This window comes from Bacillus paramobilis, assembly GCF_038096195.1.
GTDB classification, from domain to species: Bacteria; Bacillota; Bacilli; order Bacillales; family Bacillaceae_G; genus Bacillus_A; species Bacillus_A mobilis.
In genome coordinates, this window is the sequence record NZ_CP151108.1 from 4,806,742 (window position 1) to 4,827,835 (window position 21,094).

The window sequence follows — 21,094 nt, forward strand, 5'->3', positions numbered from 1 at the left end:
ACAATTTTACAGTCTCTTTTTTCAGCATAAGCTTCTAATATATTTATAAACTTTCTGCTTCTGTTGTATTTGTCTTTTCAATATGTTCCACCTTACGTGCCTTATTTTTAGTCGCACGGTAAAACAGTAAACAAACAATCATAAATGGAATACCACAATATAATGCCATTCTTTGTTCTGGAATAAAGGCCATACCAACAATTACTGTTACATTTAATACTAAGGCAAGCAGTGGTACGAATGGATACAGCGGTGTTTTGAATTTCAAGTCCTTCACATCCCCGCCCTGCTTAATGTATGACCTTCTAGCTGATAAGTTAGATAGAGCGATAGATGCCCAAACTAATATCGCCCCAAACCCTGCAATAGAAAGTAGCCATAAATAAACTGTATCTTCCGCATAAATACCTGATAGTAATGAAAGGCAACCTACAATAGTACTTACAATCAATGCATAAATAGGAACACCATTTTTAGATAACTTACCGAAAATTGGACTAATCATTCCTTGATTAGACATAGACCATAGCATACGAGAAGTTGCATATAATCCTGAATTCGCAACAGATAGAACCGCTGTAATAATAACGAAATTTATAATATCGGCTGCATAAGGAATACCAATTTTATCAAATACAACTACGAATGGACTTTCTATCACTCCTGCTTGCTGCCAAGGGAATAATCCCGCAAGAATGAAAATAGATAATACAAAGAACACAAGTATACGCCAAACTGTATTATTAATTGCCTTCGGGATCGTTTTCTCTGGATTTTCACTCTCTCCAGCTGCAATACCAACTAGTTCCGTTCCTTGGAAGGAAAAATTAACTGCAATCATCGTAATTAAAATAGCTGATAATCCATTTGGAAACAACCCACCATAATCAGTAAAACTAGAGAACATCGGTGCTGGTTCATTTCCTTTCATATCTAGAAAACCAAACATTGCTGCCCCGCCCAAAATAATAAATGCAATGATTGTAATTACTTTAATACTCGCAAACCAAAATTCAACCTCTGCAAAACTTCTTGAAGATAACGCATTAATAGCGAAGAGAAGCACTGCAAACACTACACACCAAATCCATGACGGTACATCAGGAAACCATCGTTTCATTAAAATACTAACTGCAATCAGTTCAATACCTATCGTAGCAGACCAGTTTAGCCACGACATCCATCCGACTACATAACCCGCTGCAGGGGAAATGTGCTTTGTAGCATACGTTTGATAAGATCCTGCGTCAGGCATCGCAACAGCTAACTCTCCGAGACAGAGCATCGTTAAATACATAACAAATCCTCCAACAAGATACGCTACAATCGCTCCTCCAGGCCCAGCTTCATGAATTGTATACCCAGATCCTAAAAAAAGACCGGTACCAATAACGCCTCCAAGTGCAATCATAAATATGTGCCTACTTTTCAATTCTCTTTTTAACCCTTGGTTTTGATCCATCATATAAATCCCCCCATTTCATGTAAGCGTTTTTAAAAATATTCATAATAATAATTATTAAAAAGAGCAAAATACATAGTATTAATCACTACCTGTTATTAAAAGATCATCCCTCACTGTTATTAATAACTTTTGATCAGCGATGGCTTGTCCTTCTACTACTTCTAATGATTCGATATACCCACTGATCCCTACCTTAATTTCTACTTTCTGTTTATCTATCGTTTCAATTAACGCTAATTTCTCCCACTCGTATACGTAAGAACTTTCCGCAACAAATAACTTCTCTACTTTCCCGTAACAAGGACTATACACGCCTTCTATAACCGTCTTCACTTTATAAACTCCTCCTTCTTATTAATTGGTACTGAAACGTTGCATATCCCTCCTTTAAAGATTTCAACTATTATTTATGCAAAAAGCATACCAATCTCCAATTCCTATTTAAAATGAGGATTCCTCACGAAAAAATCTTCATAACCGCAAAATTTTTCTATCATTCAAGAAGTTTTAAAAAGAAAATAGCAAAAAAATTTTGCGATTTTATAAGAATTTTAATAAAATTATAAAAAGTCAGTCTTCATAGGGTGAAATGAGGAGAAGATAATCTATGCGTACAGAAGACATTAATTTTAAACAGATCATTGAAATGAATATGCTATATGAAACTTTACTCAATGAACTCGATATCGGGATTCATATTATTAATGAGGAAAGTAAAACGATTATCTATAACCGCAAAATGATGGAAATTGAATCAATGGAACGCTCAGATGTGCTATATAAAAGTCCTTTAGAAGTATTCGCATTTGAAGAAAATAAAAATAGTACTCTTATAGAAGCATTAAAATTAGGAAAAACAAACAAAAATATAAAACAAACGTATTTTAACAATAAAGGGCAAGAAATTACGACGATTAACGATACTTTCCCTATAATAGAAAATGGAAAAATTAAAGGCGCTATTGAAATTTCAAAAGAGATGAATCACTTAAAGCAAACAATAAAAATGGACTCTTCTCGAAAACAAAACACTAAATTTACCTTTGATCACATAATTGGTGATTCTGAAGCCATTCAATCAACCATTGGGGAAGGAAAAAGGGTAATTCGTACATCTTCCTCCATACTTCTCGTAGGAGAAACAGGAACTGGAAAAGAACTATTTGCACAAAGTATCCATAATGAAAGTCAACGTTCAACAAAACCGTTCATTTCACAAAACTGTGCTGCTATACCTGATACGCTAATGGAAAGCTTATTATTTGGTACGAACCGAGGTGCATTTACAGGAGCTATCGATAAAGCTGGTTTATTTGAAGAAGCCAACGGAGGAACTTTGTTATTAGATGAGATCAACTCATTAAGTCCAGCACTTCAAGCGAAGTTACTGCGAGCTATACAAGAAAAAACAATACGAAGAATCGGGGGCACACAAGAAAAAGAAATTGATGTTCGTATTATAGCAACTATTAATGAAGACCCCCTTGAAGCTATTACACACAATCGATTACGGGAAGACTTATATTACCGATTAAGCGTCGTTACTTTATGTCTCCCGCCTTTACGAGAACGAAAAAAAGATATTCCAGCCCTTGTTCAGCACTTTATCGAAAAGTACAACATTCAATTTGGACTCGCTGTAACGGATGTAGATATACATGTAAGAGAATTCCTGTATGCATATAATTGGCCTGGAAACGTACGAGAATTGGAACATATCATTGAAGGTTCAATGAACTTGGTTGAAGATGAAAATATCATTACAGCATTTCATCTTCCCACTCGCTTTCGCGAACGAATAAAAAAAGAATTCAATACGCAACCTTTCCTAACCAGTAACGATACTGATGCACCTAAAACGTTAAAGCACACAATAGCAGAAATGGAAAAGAACTACATCAATCAAATTTTGAAAGAGTATCATGGTAATATTTCACAAGCTGCAAAGTTTTTGGGATTAAGTAGGCAAAACTTACAATATCGGATTAAAAAACTTCATTTACACATATGAAATGAAGTGAAACTTTAATCAAATGTAGGATAAATTCGCTTCCAAGTGCAAATAAACACTTGGAAAAATATGCTATAATAAACATATAACATACTAGAAAGGAACGATATATATGAGTAATGATAACAAATTAAAGTTATTACAATACTTAGCCTTCTTCCCTATCCTTGTATGTATGATGTTACTAGTTGAAATGAATGCTTATCCTTATGCAAAACTATTAGCAACAATTAGCGGCTCCTTTGCAGCTATTATGCTTGCTGCTTTTTGGAATTTGAAGATACGTATGAAGAAAGAAAAATCTTCTTAACGCCAAAACAATAAAAAAATCGAGCTTACACAGCTCGATTTTTTTATTGTTTATTAAAATTCAACATTCTCCAAATACAAACCACTCGCCTCAGCAAGACAATTAATTTGATTACGTTGTTTTTCCTCTAAAATATTTGGGATTGCGTCCGCATCTAATTGTCCTAATCCAACTTCAATTAATGCTCCAACAATTTTTCGTACCATGTTATGAAGGAATCCGTTACCACTTACTCTAATTTGTACAAATCCTGCTTCTTCCATCACTTCAAGTGTATATACTTCTCGAACCATAGACTTTTTCTTTGATTTCGCATTTGAAAAAGCAGTAAAATCATGTGAACCAACTAAATGTTTCGCAGCTTCTTTCATGCTTTTCACATTTAATTTTTTATTCACATGCATGCTGTATTTACGCATAAATGGATTTGTATGCTCTTCATTCCAAATTTTATAAAGATATGTTTTTGCTTTAGAATTGTAACGAGCATGGAAGCGATCTTGTACTTCTTCTACATTCGTAATGCTAATATCATTAGGTAAATATTGATTTAAATATTTTTTCACTTTATGTTCCACTAACTTCTCATCACTTTGAAAGTTAGCAACTTGATTTAAAGCATGTACACCAGCGTCTGTTCTACTACAACCGATAATTTCAATTTCTCTTCCGACCATTTCAGATATGACACTTTCAATTTTTCCTTGAATCGTATTATCGTTATTACCGAGACGTTGCCATCCTTTAAAACGTGCACCATCGTACTGAATCGTTAATTTATAATTGTACATTTCATTCTCCTTCATAGAAAATATTCCCTCGTGTCGTGAGGGAATATGAATACACTTTACTTTCTAACAAGCTTCACTACATTTTCTACATGAGCTGTATGCGGGAACATATCAACTGGTTGCACATACTCCACTTCATAACTCTTCATTAATGCTTGTACATCACGTGCTAATGAAGAAGGATTACAAGATACGTAAACAACTTGTTTCGGCTTCACTTTTAAAATTGTTTCCAGTAATTTATCATCGCAACCTGTACGAGGTGGATCGACAACAATTACATCTGGACGCCATCCTTCTTTTACCCATTTCGGTAACCATTGTTCAGCTTTACCCGCTTCATATTTCGTATTTGTAAATCCGTGACGCTTCGCATTTTTTCTTGCGTCTGCAATTGCTTCTGGTATTACATCCATACCACGTACTTCCGCTGCATCATTTGCAAGCCAAAGACCGATTGTACCAACACCACAATACGCATCTACAATTTTCTCATCGCCTGTTAAAGCTGCTGCTTTTTTCGCTTCATCATATAAAACAACCGTTTGTTCTGGATTCAACTGGAAGAATGCACGTGCTGATAATTCAAATGATAAATCACCAAGTGTTTCTTGAATTACTTCTTTTCCAGCTAATTTAAATGTTTTATCACCGAAAATAACTGATGTTTTACGCCAATTCACGTTTTGCATAATTGATTTCACACTTGGCATTTGCTTTTGTACTTCTGCGATAAACTGCTCCTTATTTGGCAATTCTTCTTTTGTTGTAATAAGTGTAACTTGTACTTCCCCTGTTTGAACTGCAGTACGTGTCACAATTGTGCGTACTAAACCTTTTTGTTTTTTCTCATTGTAAATAGAAATATTTAACTTTTCTAATATACGTCTTACAACTTTTGTCGCTTCATTCGTTGCTTTATGTTGAATCATACAATGAGCAATATCAATTAACTGATGTGAGTTTTGCTTATACAGCCCTGTAATAACCTTTTCGTCTTTACGTCCCACTTGTAGTTGACTCTTATTACGATAATGCCATGGATTTTCCATACCAAGCGTTGGACGGATTTTCTCTTCCAAACTGTTGTTCATATACTTCTCAAATGCTTGTACAACGATATCACGCTTTTGATTTAATTGTTCTTTATAATCTAAATGTTGCAGCTGACAACCGCCACACTCTTCATATACCGGACACGGTGCTTTCACACGATGTGGTGAAGCTTTACGAACTTTTTTCACTTTCGCTTCAGCGAAGCCACGCTGGATTTTCGTTGTTTCTGCAACAACTTCTTCTCCTGGTAATGCCCCTGGAATGAAAACAACTTGTCTCTTAAAATAACCAACGCCTTCTCCGTTAATCCCAAGACGTTTAATTGTCACAGGAAACGTTTGACCAACTTCCAACTTACTCTCATGTTGCTTTTGTATCATTATTACACCTCTACTCTATACTTTTCCATAAATATAACGCTGCATAACTGCAGTATGGTTCACACTCTTGTTTCACTTTTTCTAAAAATACATCATCAGGTTTATCCTCTAATTGAAATATCCCTTGCACCGCACGCTGAATCCCAATGTCCGCTTTCGGAAACATATTTTTCCGTCCAAGTCCAAACATTAAAAAGTTTTGCACTGTCCATGTACCAATCCCCCTAATTGGTAACAATTGTGCCGAAACCTCTTCTTCCGCCCTGGTTTCTATACTCGCTAAATCTAATGTACCGCTGACAATACTTCGACCTAATCCTACTATATATTCAGCCTTTCGCTGACTAAACTTCTGCTCTCTCAATTCCTCTATTGAAATATTTGCTACTGTTTCTGGAGTGGGGAAAAAGAATACACCGTTCTTCTCTGTTCCATATCGTTTCACAAACTGTTCTGTTAACACAGTAGCAAATTTCAAATTTATTTGTTGATGAATGATACAGCGAAGAAGACAAGCAAAATAATCAAATTCTAAAATAATTGGAGTATAAGCATATGTTTCAAATAGTGGCCGTAATGATGTGTTTAAAAAATGGTTTTGTATATCTTGAAACGGTTCATTCCAATGAAAAATGGCTCTCATTCGTTTCATGACTTTCTCCGGATCTCCTGTCTGACTAGAAATCCAAAACTGTGGATTTTGAACAGTACCAATCCCTTGTAAACGAACAACAATCTGTTCCTCGTCTATACAAAGCGGGACATACATAACTTTCTCATCTAATTGAATGACGTGAAGAGGGTCAAAAGATAAACGTCTTAATACCTCTTCAAAGTGATACGGATACTCTAACGTAACATGTTCGCTCCACATACGTTTCCCCATCCTTTTTACACATCATTATAGCATGAGAAAACCGCAAGCATACATGCTTACGGTTGATTGCTTTTTACTAAGTCATCTAGACTTTTAAAATGATACCCTTTCTCGCGCAAATCATCAATGATTTTCGCAAGTGCTTCTGCATTATCTTTCGAGATTGCATGAAGTAATAAAACAGATCCCGGATGAATCATCGTCATGACATTATTATGTGCATATTGCCATCCTCTTTGCTCATCCACTTTCCAATCCAAAAATGCAAGTGACCAAAATACATTATAATAGCCCATTTCTTTCGTAAGAGCTAACGTTCTTTCACTGAACACGCCTCGCGGAGGGCGTACATATTTGACCTCTTTTTGCCCAGTTACTTTTTTAATTTCCTCTGTTACACTCGTTAATTCTTCACGAAGTTTCGCATCATTTACCGTTGTAAAATCAGGGTGACTCCACGAATGGTTTCCAATAATATGTCCTTCATCCTTCATTCTTAATAACAAATCTTTTTGTGTTTTAATATAATGACCCGTTACAAAGAAAGTTGCCGGTACTTTTTTCTCTTTCAATACGTCTAAGATTTTCCCTGTGTATCCATTCTCATACCCATTATCGAATGTTAAATAAATATCTTTTTTCTTTGTATCCCCTAAATAAAACCCACCATTTTTTTGTAGTAAATCTGTATATAACTTTCCTGCATCTGGTACTGTTTCATTTTTAGGGCGCGGAATTCCCCAGTTATGTGGGGTATTTGTATAAGCTAATGTTGAAACTGGAACAAGTGCCATCATAATTGAAAAAATGAGACCGATATATAACCATTTATATTTCATAAATAGTCTCCTTTCCATATATAATCGTACTTGTAGTTTCTGTTGCTACGCATTCTTTCATGCTGAACATGTTTTTCTATATATGCCAAAAAAATGCATCCCGAATGATTCGAGATGCATTTTTGTTTACTTAAATACTGGCTCTTTAAAGCTAGCTAATTTTTCGAGTGATGTTTTATCAACATCTGCATGTAAGCTATTACCATGAGAATCCATCGTTACAACTGCTTTAAATCCTTCGATACGTAAATGCCACATTGCCTCTGGAATACCAAATTGTAAGAAATCAACATCTTTTACTTCTTTAATACATTCAGCATAATATTGTGCTGCACCGCCAATTGCATTTAAATATACACCGCCGTGCTCTTCTAAAGCCGCTAATGTTTTCGCACCCATACCGCCTTTTCCAATTACAGCGCGAATACCGAATTTCTTCATAATATCGCCTTGGTACGGTTCTTCACGAATACTTGTCGTTGGACCTGCCGCTTTAATTTGCCAATTGTCATTTTCATCTTTCACGACAACTGGACCACAGTGATAAATAACTTGTCCATTTAAATCTACTGGACAATCGTTATCCATTAAATGCTTATGGATTGCGTCACGACCTGTATACATCATGCCATTAATTGTTACAACATCACCAACGCGAAGTTCACGAATTTGCTCTTCTGTAATTGGTGCTTGTAATACAATCTCACGTTGCTCTGTTTTTTCTTGTGCTTCTTGCTCCAGTGTATCCTCACCTTCTTGATATAACCAATCCATAATTTCACCTGTTTCAGGGTGGATTGTTACGCCAAGGCGGCGATATGCCCAGCAATTATACGCCACAGACACATAGAAGCTAGCTGGCAGACGGTTATACACGCCAATTTTACAACCAAGTAAAGTTGTTTCTCCGCCAAATCCCATCGTACCAATGCCAAGCTTATTCGCATTTTCTAATACGTACTCTTCAAGCTTTTGTAACTCTGGAATTGGATTGACGTCATCTAATGTACGGAATAATTGATTTTTTGCTAATTCGTAACCTGATGTGCGGTCTCCCCCGATACCAACACCAATTACACCTGCACTACATCCTTGACCTTGTGCTTGATATACTGCATGAAGAAGGCATTTACGAATCCCTTCTAAATCACGGCCAGCTCGTCCAAGTCCTTCTAATTCACATGGTAAGCTATACTGAATATTTTTATTCTCACAGCCACCACCCTTTAGGATTAAACGAGCATCAATATAATCTTTTTCCCATTGTTCAAACTTAATAACCGGTGTACCTGGTCCTAAATTATTTCCACTATTGTCTCCAAAAAGAGAATCAACAGAATTTGGACGAAGTTTACCATCTTTTGTCGCCCGCTCAAGCGCATTATAGATAGCTTCCTTCAACTTTAATTGATTCACACCAACTGGTGTATAAATTTTAAACGTTGGCATCCCTGTATCTTGGCAAATTGGCGAGATGTTATCATCAGCCATTTTAATATTATTCGTAATTGTGCCAAGTGCCATCGCTGAACGAGTCCCTGCATTTTCTCGTTCTTTCGCTTGTTGAATCGCACGACGAACATCTTTCGGTAAGTTCGTTGACGTTTCAACAATTAGTTGATACATGCTTTCTTGAAGCTTTTCCATTGTTACTTCCCCCTCAATTGTGAACGCTACCAAAACGTTATGAGCTGAAAATTCCATCGTTATGCTCTTCAGCTTTTTATTTATTTCACGCTATAAAGCATAAATGAAATTTTTCACAACTTGATTATACCTTTTTTTCTACCTTCCTTCTATTATCCATACAGAAAAAGGCTGCCAATTTTGCTTTGGCAGCCTTTTTAATATATTATTCGTCTTTTTTAAATTGCTCACATTTTAATTCTAATTCATCTAACATTGCAAGTAGACGATCTACATCTTCTAACTCTACTTCTTCAGGTTCAATTGTATCAATCACTTCAATGAACATATTTAAACGTTCTTTTAAATATACTAATTGTGTATCTTTATCTTGAATTGCTTTTCCCATGAAGGCACTCTCCTTTTAATTCGAGTTGCTTTTATTATACCGCAAAAATGATTGCTATGGGCATGAAATTTCATCAATTTTGTCACGGTCATTCATTCAAATGTAAGCCCTCTCTCTTTTTTCACAAAAAAGTTTCACTTTATAAAAAGTACATATTCTTCTATTATAGAGAATGGACAAATTGTTATTTCAATAGTCAAAGGAGTATTTCATATGACGATATCACAAAAAATGAAGCCGATTACTCCTTCTTACGATCCATGGGAAGCGTATATGGACCTTGAAGAGTACGGCAAACTACTATTAACAAATGTTGAGTTTACAACGACGACGTTATGCAATATGCGCTGTGAGCATTGCGCTGTTGGTTACACGTTACAGCCGAAAGACCCGAATCCGCTTCCGATGGATCTTTTATTAAAACGATTAGATGAGATTCCTCATTTACGTTCTTTAAGTATTACTGGCGGAGAACCTATGCTTTCAAAAAAATCCGTCGACAACTATGTAACACCACTCTTAAAATACGCCCACGAACGAGGCGTTCGCACTCAAATCAACTCAAACTTAACTATAGATTTAGCACGTTACGAACAAATTATTCCCTATTTAGACGTATTGCATATATCTCATAACTGGGGAACAATTGACGACTTCGTTGAAGGCGGATTTGCAATGATGGAGCGTAAACCTACGTATGAACAACGTGCAAAATTATTTGAACGCATGATTACAAATAGTAAAGCTCTATCAGATGCAGGTGTACTCGTATCAGCCGAAACGATGCTGAATAAACGAACTCTACCACACATGGAACATATTCATCGTCAAATCGTTGACGAAATGGGATGTAAACGTCATGAGGTTCACCCAATGTATCCAAGTGACTTCGCGAGTAATCTAGAGATTTTAACAAAAGCTGAAATTCGTGATGCAATTGAGCATTTACTAGAAATTCGCGATGAAAATGTATGGATGTTATTTGGAACTTTACCTTTCTATGCTTGTAGCGATGATGAGCGAGACATTGCCACATTTAAAAAATTACAAGAGAGCAAAAACGTCACTGTTCGTAACGATCCAGATGGCCGTTCTCGTTTAAATGTAAATATTTTTGATGGAAATATTATTGTGACGGACTTTGGTGATGTTCCACTTCTAGGAAACATACAAACAAATACGTTACAAGAAGCGTATGACAAATGGAGCGCTTCAAAAACAGCAAAATCATTAAGCTGTCACTGTCCTGCAGTAAAATGTCTTGGACCGAATGTTCTTGTAAAAAACAGCTACTATCCAACCGAAGATTTCTTATCAAAAACAGCAAATATTACATTATAAAAAAACGTCAGCTTATAAGCTGACGTTTTTTTATATTATTGCGAGTGAGAAGAAGAAATGAATTTAAAATACAAATGATCGTGAATTGGAATAGCAGCTCCGATTCCTTGAGAAGTAATATTTTTTACAACAAGCCTTTTTTGATTTCCTTTTAATACGAGGTATACTTCCCCAAATGTCACTTTTCCTTTTTCATTTACTGCTGGTGTATAAGCATATAAATATCCAAGTTGACTCGGACTAATATTATACACGCGTTCATGCCCTGTACCATAACCAATAGTCGTTTTAAATGAAAGCGGCAATTGTACTTTTTCAAGTGCTTTGAGAAGCATCATTTTCTTCACATCTGCAGCATCTTTCATATCCGCTGTTAAATCGCCTTCAACCGTCTTTTGTGTTTCTTGCTTATAGCGTAACGGATATAAGCGATCTCCTCCGCGATTATCGTACACATTGCGATTTACTTGTTTATATTCCCAATTAATCGTTGTATCAACCGATTCATAATTCAAAGCCCATTGACCTAAATAGATTTTTGCTCGGTACCCTACCGCAAGCGGCGCATTCGAAATTGTCGTTTCATTAAACATTCGAATTAAGTCCGGATTTTCAATTTTAATATTTGCTGTTTTCAATAGTTCTTGAGCAAACTTACTCGGCTGTAAACGCGGCAAATCTTGCGCATCATTTGGAAACGTATTGTCTTTAGAAATATTTAAAACAGATGAAGGCATTTTTGTTTCTACCGTTGTCTTTGCAAAACTTATGTTAGGAAATAATAGAATAAACGAGACCATAGTTGAAAGACATATGCTGTATACTCGTTTCACCTGTCTGGCTCCTTCCTACGTAAAGGTATATACTACTTTTTTTATTGTTTTCTCTCAGCACAATTGTTATGCCTATTTTTCATAATAAATAAAAACCAATTCCCATAATGACATACGCCGCTAATAACGTACCTCCTTCAAACCAGTTTGTATCACCATCATTTGAAATCGCTATCGTTAAGAAAACAGCTGTAATCATAGAAACAAGTTCTGGTATGGTAAATACTAAAGGCATCCTATTTGCAAAAAACATGGATAGCAATACCAATACAGGAGCAACAAACATGGCAATTTGTAATGTAGAACCTACTGCAATTTCGACTGCAATATTTACTTTATTTTTATAAGCCATAATAATTGCAGATGCATGTTCTGCTGCATTCCCAACAATCGCAACGATAATAACCCCTATAAATAACTCTGACCAGCCAAATGATTTCGCGACTGTTTCAAATGTATGCACGAGCGCCTCTGACACATAAGCTACCGCAATTGTCGCTATTGCTAAAATGAGTAGCGCTTTACCTTTCGACCACTCTGGTTCTTCCTCATGAGCTACTTCATCCGTTTTATGTTGATATACACCACGATGCGTAACGAGCTTAAATAGCAGCGCAGCAATGTACATAATAATCATAATAATAGAAACACCGATACTTAATTGATACGTCTTTCCAGCTTCCATTTTCATTGAAAAGATCTCTGGAATAACAAAAGCTACTACTACAGCAAAGATTAATAAAGCTGAATTGTGTCTTGCATCATACACATTAAAACTTTGTCTTTTGTATTTCAGACCTCCTACAAAGAAAGATAGTCCCCCTACTAATAGTAAATTTCCAAGTACAGATCCTGTTAAAGAGGCTAACACCACTTCAATTAATCCCGCTTGAAGTGCAAAAATCGAAATGATTAGTTCAACAGCATTACCGAAAGTAGCATTTAATAATCCACCTATTCTAGGTCCAGAGACAATTGCCAAACTTTCTGTCGCTCTCCCCATAAAACCAGCTAACGCGATAATCGTAATACAATACACAGCGAACATAATTGTTTGGGGCCAATGAAGTGTTTTTCCAAGTACAGACAGTGGTACACCTATAAGCGCTACTATAAGAAATATTTTATTAAACATGCCTTTCATCCTTCCATCGTATGTATTTCTCCTCGATATTATTATTATTCTTCTCCTAACTTGTACGATTTCATCACAATTACGTTTAAAAAATCGGATTGAAGAAAACAGTATGAAAGATATTCAAATTATCTCGTTTAAACAGAGAAAATATAAATTAGGAAAAGAGGTAAAAAACATGCACTTAAAAGAAAAAATCACAACAATTATTCAAGGACAAAGAACTGGTGTATTATCAACTGTACGTAACGATAAGCCGCATAGTGCCTTTATGATGTTTTTCCACGAAGATTTTGTACTATATGTTGCAACAGATCGAAAATCAAAAAAGATAACAGATATTGAAAAAAATCCAAATGTACATGTACTACTTGGTCGTGAAGGAAAAAAATTAGATGAAGATTATATTGAAATGGAAGGCTTAGCCTCCATTGAGGAAGACTCCACATTAAAAAACAAGTTTTGGAATAATAGCTTAAAACGCTGGTTACTTGGTCCTGAAGACCCTAATTATGTACTAATTAAAATCAATCCTGACACAATTTATTACATCGATGGTGCTGGTACGACTGAGCCCGAGTTTTTACGACTATAAAATAAAACAAGCCCCCTTTAGGTGGGCTTGTTTTGTCGAAAAGTTCTTCTCAAAAAAACAATAAAATAGGTGGAACTTTCTAAAGATTCTGTTATATAATAGCATTAACTTAAATAAACTGTATTAAAACAGGTTGAGAGGAGAAATAAAATTGATGAGAAGAGAAGAACGCAAAAACATGATTGAGTTTATTGAAAAGAAAAAAGGGATTGAGCGTGACGAATTATTGTTTATGACAGACGATGAAGTAGAACATATTTATAATGTAACGTACTTTTTATATGAAGAAATTGCAGAGTAGTATAATAATCCCACCTTATTAAAAATATAAGGTGGGATTATTTCGTTATTTATTCCGCGATTTGCGGGGCAGTAAAATCCCACTGATTAAAGTTTCGCTTTATACGTGAGAATGATTTTCATGTATAATAATGTAAGATTGGAGGAATTTTACTATGAGTTCATGGCTCTTATTCGCACTATTATCAGCAATTGCTGCTGCCCTTGTATCTATTTTCGGAAAGATTGGTTTAGATGGAATCGATGCCAACGTTGCAACAACAGTTCGTTCTATTATTATGGCATTATTTATGGTGGGCGTTATTATTATACAAGGTAAATTTCAAAATATCGGCGACGTACTGCTAAATAAAAAAGCACTGCTCTTTATCACATTAAGTGGGGTTGCAGGTGCTTCGTCATGGCTATTTTATTTTCTTGCCCTCAAAACAGGGAAAGTTTCACAAGTGGCTCCTGTCGATAAATTAAGCGTCGTATTTTCTATCATTCTCGCGATGATTATACTCGGTGAAAAGTTAAACTTTATGACCGGTGTTGGTGTAGTCTTTATTACAGCTGGTGTATTATTTATTGCTTTCAGCTAAAAAAACCGCTAATAGCGGTTTTTCTTTTTCTTTATGTAAAACCATACAATACATGTAACAACTATTGAAATGGATAAAATCCATATTCCATAATGATGTAAACTATACTCAACGAAACGCCACTTCTCTCCTAACTTCCAGCCAAGTCCAATAAAAACACTTATCCAAATAAGCGCACCACCGTAAGCATACAAACAAAAACGCCAAAGTGTTAAATTCGACATCCCAGCAAAATATGCTGTTAAATGACGTACTCCCGGGATAAAGTAACCAATCATTAAAAGAAATGGGCCATATTTTTCAAATAAAATATGTGTTTTTTCAATATGATGTTCCTTAATTCTAATTTTAGGGCCATATTTTTTTAAAACAGGGAGTCCAAGTTTTAAACCTAATATGTAGCTTAATGTAATCCCCAACATCGCACCAGCCATCCCGCTTAAAAAAGCAGCAGTTCCTGACATAACTCCTTTTGAAACGTTATAGCCAACAAAGGTCAATAAAAACTCGTCTGGTATCGGTAACCCAACAATCCCACCGGCCAACGCTATAATAATTCCAAAATACCCATAATGCGCGATTAACTCGCCAATATGTTGTTCCATTCGGAAGACACATCCTATGCACGATCGTTATTCCACATTGTGCCCTTTCTATCTTTCAGACAAACATGGTATACATATTCACTATACATTGTTTTTATAATGAACTCTACTTCTATCCATTCCCTTAGCAGGAAGAAAGTAAACCATTAATCATGCGCCCGCCTACTTCCCTTGTATTCACCTCTTTTTGAAATGCTAGTCTTATTATCCGTAAATAGCGGGATTAAAAAATAAAAATTCATATGCTTGTTTTTTTGTTACAATAAAGGAAAGTTACTTTTCGCAACGGTTTAACTCTCAGGAAAAATGATATATCTAGCAAAAACGTAGTTTGGTCGATATAATGCAACTTCTACCTATAAAAAGAACATGCACCCTTTACATACAACATCATTTTTCTAAATTATACAGGGGGAACGAACATGACCATTGAAAATCAATTTATCCAAAAGGTTTACTATAAAACATTTTTAACAGAAGAAACTTCTACTCCAGTATCGGAAGTACTCGGTGAAGCATATATAAATGAATCTACAAACGAATTCTCCAACATTTCTAATATCCGCTTTGCTCAAGGTGAATTTTATTACCAAAATAAAGACTTTGAAGCAGCGATATTTAAATGGGAGAAAGTAAATAACGAACTTGCACTTTGGGCAACCAAAAATATTGCAGATTCTTATTTTGAATTAGGATTCTTGCCAAAAGCAGAAGAAATTTATCAATCTATCCAAACGGAAGATACAACTCTTACAATGGAAGTTTCCTTACAACTTCTTTCTCTTTATATCGAACAAGATCGTTTAGGTCTAGCATTTAAGACGATTAGTGAGGCTGTTGCATTTCAACCTGACTATCCAAATATTACTGCAATTGCTCGCTCATTCTATGAAAAACAAGAAGATTGGAATAACGCCATCGAACTTGCCGTTCAAGAAGGAATTCGAACAAAATCATTACACTGGTTCGATACTTTAATCAATTATGTGAATCAAGGATTCACGAAACAAATCAAACCAGAATATTTCTATGAATCTTTAAAAGCTTTATATGCGATTGATCAAGTCCAATTTAAAGAACTTGTTATTGCGCTTTGGAACAGCTATCAAAATGAAAACTTGCATCTACCTTGGATTCAAACAATAAATCATTTATTCTTACATATTGAAACAGATAACAATGACGATTGGCATGAAATTGTTGAACGCTACCAAGATACGTACTTTGAATTAATTACTGGTGAACATTTCATGCATGAAATGCAGGGACTTGTACCAGATTTATTAACAAATTGGTTTAGTTTAACGAAAGCAAAAGATGCCCTATTTGTCTCTGCTGCAGTGTTAGCATGGAATGAAGTTTCACCTACAACTTTAGAGTCATTACTCGTAAAAAGTGCGGGAGCCCTACTCTCTAATTCAACAGCTGAAAAAAATGTAAATCTGGAAACCGTTTCTCATTTATTCGAAACAATTGCTGTATGGGCTGAACAAAATGATGTGGATTTAAGTCATCAATTTACGTTACTTGTTCATGAACTATGTGATTTAAATGTTACACAATTACTAATAGCGGGAACTAGTGACCATGATAAGTCATCATTCATCAATTCAATATTAGGAGAGAACATCTTAACTGAGACTGTAACAACTCCTATTCTATTTAAAGATGATAGCAAAACTGAAATAACAGAATTCACTGCGTTAGATGTACACAATATACCGAACTTTGATGAATTCCATCAAATAATGGCTACACCTTCCGAGTCAGAACTTGAGAAGAAGTGTATAGAAATTAAGTTACCAAGTAGATTTTTAAGAAAGAATAAATTTGCATTCCTTGTTACGCCATCTGTTCAAGGGCAAGTGGATAAAAACAGCTCATATTTTGAATACTTACAAGCAGCAGATAGCCTTATTTACGTATTAAATTCAGCTTCACCATTGCATGGTGAAGAGCTTGATACATTACTTTATTTACGTGAACAAGTGCCAAACTTACAAATTCATTTCGTATTACACACAAATAGTGCGGCCAATAATGAAAAACTAATGAGTAAGATTAAGGTCCATTTCCCAAATGCAAAGTTCTTCCCATACTCTCCTTCACAAGAGAGTAGCCAGCAACTTGGAGACGTGACAGAGTCTATTCTTGCTAATCTAGCTGAACGCGACATAGAACAAGAACGTATAAAAAAACTAATATGGTTTACGCAAAAAACAATCGCATACCTTGTAAATGAACGTGTGGAATTAGAAAATACATTAGTGAAATCAGTACGCTGGAATAAACATATCTCAGTAAAACTAAACGGATTTATTAACAATCTTACTGCTCTTGAAAAAGATAAAATTCGTTCTATTACAGAATCTTATCTTTTAACGAAAGAAGAAATCACACGAGATATCCATTCTCAAATTCCTGAATTATTACAGAGCTGTTCTGATCTTGTTCAAGAAGATAGTGATTTCAAATTAGTTCATGAGGAATTAAATGCTGCAATGAACGAACGAATTCAAAAACATGTACAGCAAGTGCTTCTTCCTAAATTTACTGGGTTTATTCAAGAGTGGATTGAAACAGCGCATAATGAATTTATTCAAGCTCAATCTTATTTAGATGAAATGAGTGAAACGTTTAATAAATTATATAAAGAAGAACGCATGAAACTTCCTTGCGATTTCAAATTACTAGATGATTGGCATCGAGATGTTGTACGTATGACAAATCGAATTACAGTATCGAACATCAATATTTTATTACGCTTTACACCAACACAATTTTTCTTAAAGAGTGCGGGAAAACTATTTGGTAACATGCAAAAAAATCAATCTATGCTTGCAAACAAATATAAACAATACATTGAAACGGAAGATTATACGGAAATTGCTCAAACAATCTCAAAACAATTCTTCCTTCAATTTGAAGTATTTGAAGGCGCATTAGAACGAGATATCATGATGTTCTTTAAAGATCCACTTAGCATACTGAAACAAAATGTAGAATCAGCTCAACTTGAAATACAGGAAGACGAGCAAACATTAGCAACGTTAAGAAGCAACCCAGAAACTTATCACGATCCGTTAGCATTCTTTAAACTGCAACTATTGCAGCACAAATTCGTTTTAAGTACGAACAAAAATAATGAAGATGCCTATGAATTTAATGAGTCTCCTACGATTTAACATAAAAAACCAAGCAAACTAAAATTTGCTTGGTTTTTTACATTAATTCATTATTTTCATATGTTCAAATGGATAATAAATTGCAGCTAATTCACCTAACACATCAGCTTTATCAATAAGTCCTAAACCATTTCTACTATCTCTACTTATTAAACGGTTATCTCCCATAACAAAAATCTTATTTGTAGGAATTGTAATCGGTCCAAAGTCATCTGTTAAATTCATAAGTTTTTTTTCAGCTTGTTTTTTATTACTATACAAATACGCTTCCTCTATCACTTCATGATTCACATATAATTGATCATTTCTCACCTCAATGACATCGCCAGGCAAACCAATAACCCTTTTCACATAAAAATTATCCGTCTTCACAACAATAATATCTTCTCTCCCATAGCTTTCAAATTGCTTTGCCAACTTATTTACAATCACCTTATCCCCATCTTGTAACGTTGGCTTCATGGACGCTCCTTTTACAGTCGTAGGAAAAAACACGAAAATTTTCGCCAAAAACACCAACAAACATGCAATTGCAATTGTTCCAAAGAATTCACGCCAACGTTTTTTCTTTTGCATCATTCCACCATCTCATCATCTTTTTACTTTTATTATAAGGACTTCAACCATCTAATTTCCACAAAATTCTGAATTATAAAATTAGAATATTATGAACTTAGAATAACACCCCATAAACTTCTTATTTTATATACTATAATTTATATTTATCTCACTATGTGTCAGCAGTAAAACTCCATCTCAAAAATCGGCTGAAATAAAATAGTAAAAAAGATACTCTCAAAATAGTCTATCTACTATTTTTGAGAGTATCTTTTTATATTCCCACATATACAATACACATTTGAGCCGCTACATATGTAAACCAAATCCAAAGTGGTTCATATTTTAATTTGCGTCCTCCAATATCTGTCACGCCTATAATAAAATCAGAAATCACAAATAGTAAACCACCAAAAGCTGGTATCCACCATATTCCTGTATTCTCATAGTATAAGGCGAATGCAAAGCAAGCCATTCCTCCAACCCACAGTCCGTAAATTAGAGCTCCTATCGTAAATAATTTATCTTGTTTATCATTTCGTATAAAAAAGAACCATCCTATAATGAGAAAGAGTCCGTATACGAGTAAACCAATCCAAAAACCATTCCATGAGATGCCTGTTTGCAAAAATGCTTTTACATAAAAACAATGTGCAAGAGCGAAAGTAATCATCCCTCCAATTAACCTGTGACCAATTGGAATCAAACCTGCCATAAATAAATCTCCTACAGTTGATAACGTCATACCTAGTGCAACCCACGTACTATACTCCACTGATGGATCTTGTAACCATATCCAAATTGCACTTGCTGTTAAAGAAAAACTAAGAATAAGACGCACCGCTAAAGGTAACGGCATATTATTTCTTGTCTTTTTTGTCTGTCCTATTGCATACATTGCACCAATTAAAAAAAGAATGATTTGCCCAATTAACACCATGTAAAGTAGATTCATAACATGTTCTCCTCAATAAATGCTTTTTGTATCTTTTTTCGTTATACCTAGTCTATTATCCTTTTTCTATATAAAAAAGAAGAACAGTACTGTTCTTCCATTGTAATCGTTTTCCTGTTATTTATGCTACTTGTTTTTCTTGCTCCATTTTCTGCTTAGCTGGCGTACCATTCACCACGATAATTCCCGCGGCTACACATGCTAAACCGAATAATACAAATGAATGAATTGCTTCTCCTAAAATCATGCTTGATAATAACACACCAAAGACGGGTATAAAGAACATGTACATTGATACTTTTCCAACTTTGTTGTACTTCATAATTGTATTCCAAATACAAAAGCCTGCTGCGGATAAGAAAGATAAGTAGATAAGCATAAGTATTGCATGTATACTAAATGCAAATGGCATGACTCCAACTTGCAAAGCCCCTATACATAATAACCCGATAGAACCAAAAATCATTTGGTATGCTGTCATATAGCCAACATCTAATGTTTTGCTGCCTTCTTTCGCCAATATGTTTCCATATGAATACAACATTGCTGCACTAAGAAGTAATAAGCTACCGATTCCGAAATGGAATGACAGACTACCATCACTCGGTACATTTACTAAAATGACACCACAAAAGCCGATAGAGACCCCAATTATTTTTCTCATATTGAGAGCGTCATCTTTATATAAAAAGTGAGCAAGTAAAATTTGAAAGAATGATGATGTTCCTGAAATGATAGCTCCTTCAATACCAGAACTATAACTCATTCCAATATAAAAACATATATATTGAAGAAATGTTTGAAATAAACCAATTTGTATTAACTGCTTCCCCGTTCCTTTTTTGAAGCTCATATCTTTTCCTAACACTTTAAAGAATAATAAGAGCATGACTCCAGATAAAAAGAAACGATAACCAGCAAATAATATTTGCTCCCCAACTTCTTGTGGCTGAATTCCAAGTTCAGCATAACTTAATTTAATAAAAGGAAATGCGCTCCCCCATAAAAAAGTCGCTACTATTGCTGCAATCAGTACGCCAATCGGATGGGTAAAAAATTTCTCTGTCTTCACTTGTTGTCTTCCTTTCCGATCTTTTTATGAACAATATTCATATATACCAAAGGAAGTGTGAAAACACAAGTTTTCAGTTTATAGGCAAACAAAAACATATCATCAAATGAAAACATATGCTATACTATAGAATAATTACAACATAATAACTATTAAAATCAGATTCA

General features: G+C 34.9%; 21 protein-coding genes. 7 read left to right on the forward strand and 14 right to left on the reverse strand.

Annotation, left to right across the window (positions count from 1 at the left end; genetic code table 11):
- Positions 1-43 precede the first annotated feature (43 nt).
- Together AABL52_RS24630 and AABL52_RS24635 are read right to left on the reverse strand one after the other, a co-directional pair.
- Positions 44-1,465, reverse strand: coding sequence for an amino acid permease (locus AABL52_RS24630; protein ID WP_341518613.1), 1,422 nt, complete (start codon positions 1,463-1,465; stop codon positions 44-46).
- A 78-nt stretch (positions 1,466-1,543) separates the two neighbouring features.
- Positions 1,544-1,798 (reverse strand): biotin/lipoyl-containing protein, encoded by a 255-nt coding sequence (locus AABL52_RS24635; RefSeq protein ID WP_000859484.1) that lies wholly within the window; start codon positions 1,796-1,798, stop codon positions 1,544-1,546.
- Positions 1,799-2,072: 274 nt separating this feature from the next.
- On the opposite strand from AABL52_RS24635, the gene AABL52_RS24640 reads away from it, so the two are divergent.
- A complete protein-coding gene (locus AABL52_RS24640) occupies positions 2,073-3,476 on the forward strand; it encodes a sigma-54 interaction domain-containing protein (protein WP_016089440.1) in 1,404 nt (467 codons plus the stop codon).
- A gap of 112 nt (positions 3,477-3,588) precedes the next feature.
- Complete coding sequence (locus tag AABL52_RS24645; RefSeq protein WP_341518614.1) at positions 3,589-3,786, forward strand: hypothetical protein; 198 nt, start codon at positions 3,589-3,591, stop codon at positions 3,784-3,786.
- Between the two features lie 53 nt (positions 3,787-3,839).
- Here the strand turns inward: AABL52_RS24645 and truA are convergent, their stop codons facing one another.
- From truA to AABL52_RS24675, 6 genes are all read right to left on the reverse strand, one after another.
- Positions 3,840-4,577, reverse strand: a complete 738-nt coding sequence (gene truA / locus AABL52_RS24650; RefSeq protein ID WP_341518615.1) for a tRNA pseudouridine(38-40) synthase TruA — start codon at positions 4,575-4,577, stop codon at positions 3,840-3,842.
- A gap of 56 nt (positions 4,578-4,633) precedes the next feature.
- Complete coding sequence (rlmD, locus tag AABL52_RS24655) at positions 4,634-6,013, reverse strand: 23S rRNA (uracil(1939)-C(5))-methyltransferase RlmD (protein ID WP_341518616.1); 1,380 nt, start codon at positions 6,011-6,013, stop codon at positions 4,634-4,636.
- Between the two features lie 10 nt (positions 6,014-6,023).
- The gene (locus AABL52_RS24660) at positions 6,024-6,887 is read right to left on the reverse strand and encodes a DNA-3-methyladenine glycosylase family protein (RefSeq protein WP_341518617.1); all 864 of its coding nucleotides are present in this window, start codon (positions 6,885-6,887) and stop codon (positions 6,024-6,026) included.
- Between the two features lie 59 nt (positions 6,888-6,946).
- The gene (gene pdaA, locus AABL52_RS24665; protein WP_061676720.1) at positions 6,947-7,729 is read right to left on the reverse strand and encodes a delta-lactam-biosynthetic de-N-acetylase; all 783 of its coding nucleotides are present in this window, start codon (positions 7,727-7,729) and stop codon (positions 6,947-6,949) included.
- Between the two features lie 126 nt (positions 7,730-7,855).
- The gene (fumA, locus tag AABL52_RS24670) at positions 7,856-9,376 is read right to left on the reverse strand and encodes a class I fumarate hydratase (RefSeq protein ID WP_341518618.1); all 1,521 of its coding nucleotides are present in this window, start codon (positions 9,374-9,376) and stop codon (positions 7,856-7,858) included.
- Between the two features lie 205 nt (positions 9,377-9,581).
- Entirely contained in the window at positions 9,582-9,764 is a 183-nt protein-coding gene (locus AABL52_RS24675; protein ID WP_000513558.1) for an SE1561 family protein, read from the reverse strand.
- Positions 9,765-9,977: 213 nt separating this feature from the next.
- On the opposite strand from AABL52_RS24675, the gene yfkAB reads away from it, so the two are divergent.
- Positions 9,978-11,105 carry a radical SAM/CxCxxxxC motif protein YfkAB gene (gene yfkAB, locus AABL52_RS24680; RefSeq protein WP_000156026.1) on the forward strand — a complete coding sequence of 376 codons (1,128 nt, stop codon included), beginning with the start codon at positions 9,978-9,980 and terminating at the stop codon, positions 11,103-11,105.
- A 35-nt stretch (positions 11,106-11,140) separates the two neighbouring features.
- Here yfkAB and AABL52_RS24685 read toward each other — a convergent pair whose 3' ends face one another.
- Positions 11,141-11,938, reverse strand: coding sequence for a YfkD famly protein (locus AABL52_RS24685; RefSeq protein ID WP_341518619.1), 798 nt, complete (start codon positions 11,936-11,938; stop codon positions 11,141-11,143).
- A gap of 79 nt (positions 11,939-12,017) precedes the next feature.
- Positions 12,018-13,073, reverse strand: a complete 1,056-nt coding sequence (cax, locus tag AABL52_RS24690) for a calcium/proton exchanger (RefSeq protein ID WP_341518620.1) — start codon at positions 13,071-13,073, stop codon at positions 12,018-12,020.
- A gap of 178 nt (positions 13,074-13,251) precedes the next feature.
- On the opposite strand from cax, the gene AABL52_RS24695 reads away from it, so the two are divergent.
- From AABL52_RS24695 to AABL52_RS24705, 3 genes are all read left to right on the forward strand, one after another.
- Positions 13,252-13,668 (forward strand): pyridoxamine 5'-phosphate oxidase family protein, encoded by a 417-nt coding sequence (locus AABL52_RS24695; protein ID WP_341518621.1) that lies wholly within the window; start codon positions 13,252-13,254, stop codon positions 13,666-13,668.
- Positions 13,669-13,822: 154 nt separating this feature from the next.
- Positions 13,823-13,969, forward strand: a complete 147-nt coding sequence (locus AABL52_RS24700; RefSeq protein ID WP_001250571.1) for a BH0509 family protein — start codon at positions 13,823-13,825, stop codon at positions 13,967-13,969.
- 154 nt (positions 13,970-14,123) lie between these two features.
- Positions 14,124-14,552, forward strand: a complete 429-nt coding sequence (locus tag AABL52_RS24705) for an EamA family transporter (RefSeq protein ID WP_000100307.1) — start codon at positions 14,124-14,126, stop codon at positions 14,550-14,552.
- 8 nt (positions 14,553-14,560) lie between these two features.
- On the opposite strand, the gene AABL52_RS24710 is transcribed toward AABL52_RS24705, so the two are convergent.
- Positions 14,561-15,157 carry a DedA family protein gene (locus AABL52_RS24710; protein WP_000434863.1) on the reverse strand — a complete coding sequence of 199 codons (597 nt, stop codon included), beginning with the start codon at positions 15,155-15,157 and terminating at the stop codon, positions 14,561-14,563.
- A gap of 422 nt (positions 15,158-15,579) precedes the next feature.
- Between AABL52_RS24710 and AABL52_RS24715 the strand changes: the two genes are divergently transcribed.
- A complete protein-coding gene (locus tag AABL52_RS24715; protein WP_341518622.1) occupies positions 15,580-18,342 on the forward strand; it encodes a tetratricopeptide repeat protein in 2,763 nt (920 codons plus the stop codon).
- A 42-nt stretch (positions 18,343-18,384) separates the two neighbouring features.
- On the opposite strand, the gene lepB is transcribed toward AABL52_RS24715, so the two are convergent.
- The 3 genes from lepB to AABL52_RS24730 all read right to left on the reverse strand — a co-directional run bounded on the left by lepB (position 18,385) and on the right by AABL52_RS24730 (position 20,927).
- Positions 18,385-18,921 carry a signal peptidase I gene (lepB, locus tag AABL52_RS24720; RefSeq protein WP_341518623.1) on the reverse strand — a complete coding sequence of 179 codons (537 nt, stop codon included), beginning with the start codon at positions 18,919-18,921 and terminating at the stop codon, positions 18,385-18,387.
- A 253-nt stretch (positions 18,922-19,174) separates the two neighbouring features.
- Positions 19,175-19,855, reverse strand: coding sequence for a lysoplasmalogenase (locus tag AABL52_RS24725; RefSeq protein ID WP_001051061.1), 681 nt, complete (start codon positions 19,853-19,855; stop codon positions 19,175-19,177).
- Positions 19,856-19,976: 121 nt separating this feature from the next.
- The gene (locus AABL52_RS24730) at positions 19,977-20,927 is read right to left on the reverse strand and encodes a DMT family transporter (protein ID WP_341518624.1); all 951 of its coding nucleotides are present in this window, start codon (positions 20,925-20,927) and stop codon (positions 19,977-19,979) included.
- Between the last annotated feature and the right edge of the window lie 167 nt (positions 20,928-21,094).

What these genes read in the sequence shown, in the direction of transcription:
- AABL52_RS24715 (WP_341518622.1), top strand. Translation starts at nt 15,580, where the DNA reads ATGACCATTGAAAATCAATTTATCCAAAAGGTTTACTATAAAACATTT.
- pdaA (WP_061676720.1), bottom strand. Translation starts at nt 7,729, where the DNA reads ATGAAATATAAATGGTTATATATCGGTCTCATTTTTTCAATTATGATG.
- fumA (WP_341518618.1), bottom strand. Translation starts at nt 9,376, where the DNA reads ATGGAAAAGCTTCAAGAAAGCATGTATCAACTAATTGTTGAAACGTCA.
- AABL52_RS24630 (WP_341518613.1), bottom strand. Translation starts at nt 1,465, where the DNA reads ATGATGGATCAAAACCAAGGGTTAAAAAGAGAATTGAAAAGTAGGCAC.
- AABL52_RS24660 (WP_341518617.1), bottom strand. Translation starts at nt 6,887, where the DNA reads ATGTGGAGCGAACATGTTACGTTAGAGTATCCGTATCACTTTGAAGAG.
- AABL52_RS24705 (WP_000100307.1), top strand. Translation starts at nt 14,124, where the DNA reads ATGAGTTCATGGCTCTTATTCGCACTATTATCAGCAATTGCTGCTGCC.
- AABL52_RS24640 (WP_016089440.1), top strand. Translation starts at nt 2,073, where the DNA reads ATGCGTACAGAAGACATTAATTTTAAACAGATCATTGAAATGAATATG.
- AABL52_RS24700 (WP_001250571.1), top strand. Translation starts at nt 13,823, where the DNA reads ATGAGAAGAGAAGAACGCAAAAACATGATTGAGTTTATTGAAAAGAAA.
- cax (WP_341518620.1), bottom strand. Translation starts at nt 13,073, where the DNA reads ATGTTTAATAAAATATTTCTTATAGTAGCGCTTATAGGTGTACCACTG.
- AABL52_RS24710 (WP_000434863.1), bottom strand. Translation starts at nt 15,157, where the DNA reads ATGGAACAACATATTGGCGAGTTAATCGCGCATTATGGGTATTTTGGA.
- truA (WP_341518615.1), bottom strand. Translation starts at nt 4,577, where the DNA reads ATGTACAATTATAAATTAACGATTCAGTACGATGGTGCACGTTTTAAA.
- rlmD (WP_341518616.1), bottom strand. Translation starts at nt 6,013, where the DNA reads ATGATACAAAAGCAACATGAGAGTAAGTTGGAAGTTGGTCAAACGTTT.
- AABL52_RS24675 (WP_000513558.1), bottom strand. Translation starts at nt 9,764, where the DNA reads ATGGGAAAAGCAATTCAAGATAAAGATACACAATTAGTATATTTAAAA.
- yfkAB (WP_000156026.1), top strand. Translation starts at nt 9,978, where the DNA reads ATGACGATATCACAAAAAATGAAGCCGATTACTCCTTCTTACGATCCA.
- AABL52_RS24695 (WP_341518621.1), top strand. Translation starts at nt 13,252, where the DNA reads ATGCACTTAAAAGAAAAAATCACAACAATTATTCAAGGACAAAGAACT.
- lepB (WP_341518623.1), bottom strand. Translation starts at nt 18,921, where the DNA reads ATGATGCAAAAGAAAAAACGTTGGCGTGAATTCTTTGGAACAATTGCA.
- AABL52_RS24645 (WP_341518614.1), top strand. Translation starts at nt 3,589, where the DNA reads ATGAGTAATGATAACAAATTAAAGTTATTACAATACTTAGCCTTCTTC.
- AABL52_RS24725 (WP_001051061.1), bottom strand. Translation starts at nt 19,855, where the DNA reads ATGAATCTACTTTACATGGTGTTAATTGGGCAAATCATTCTTTTTTTA.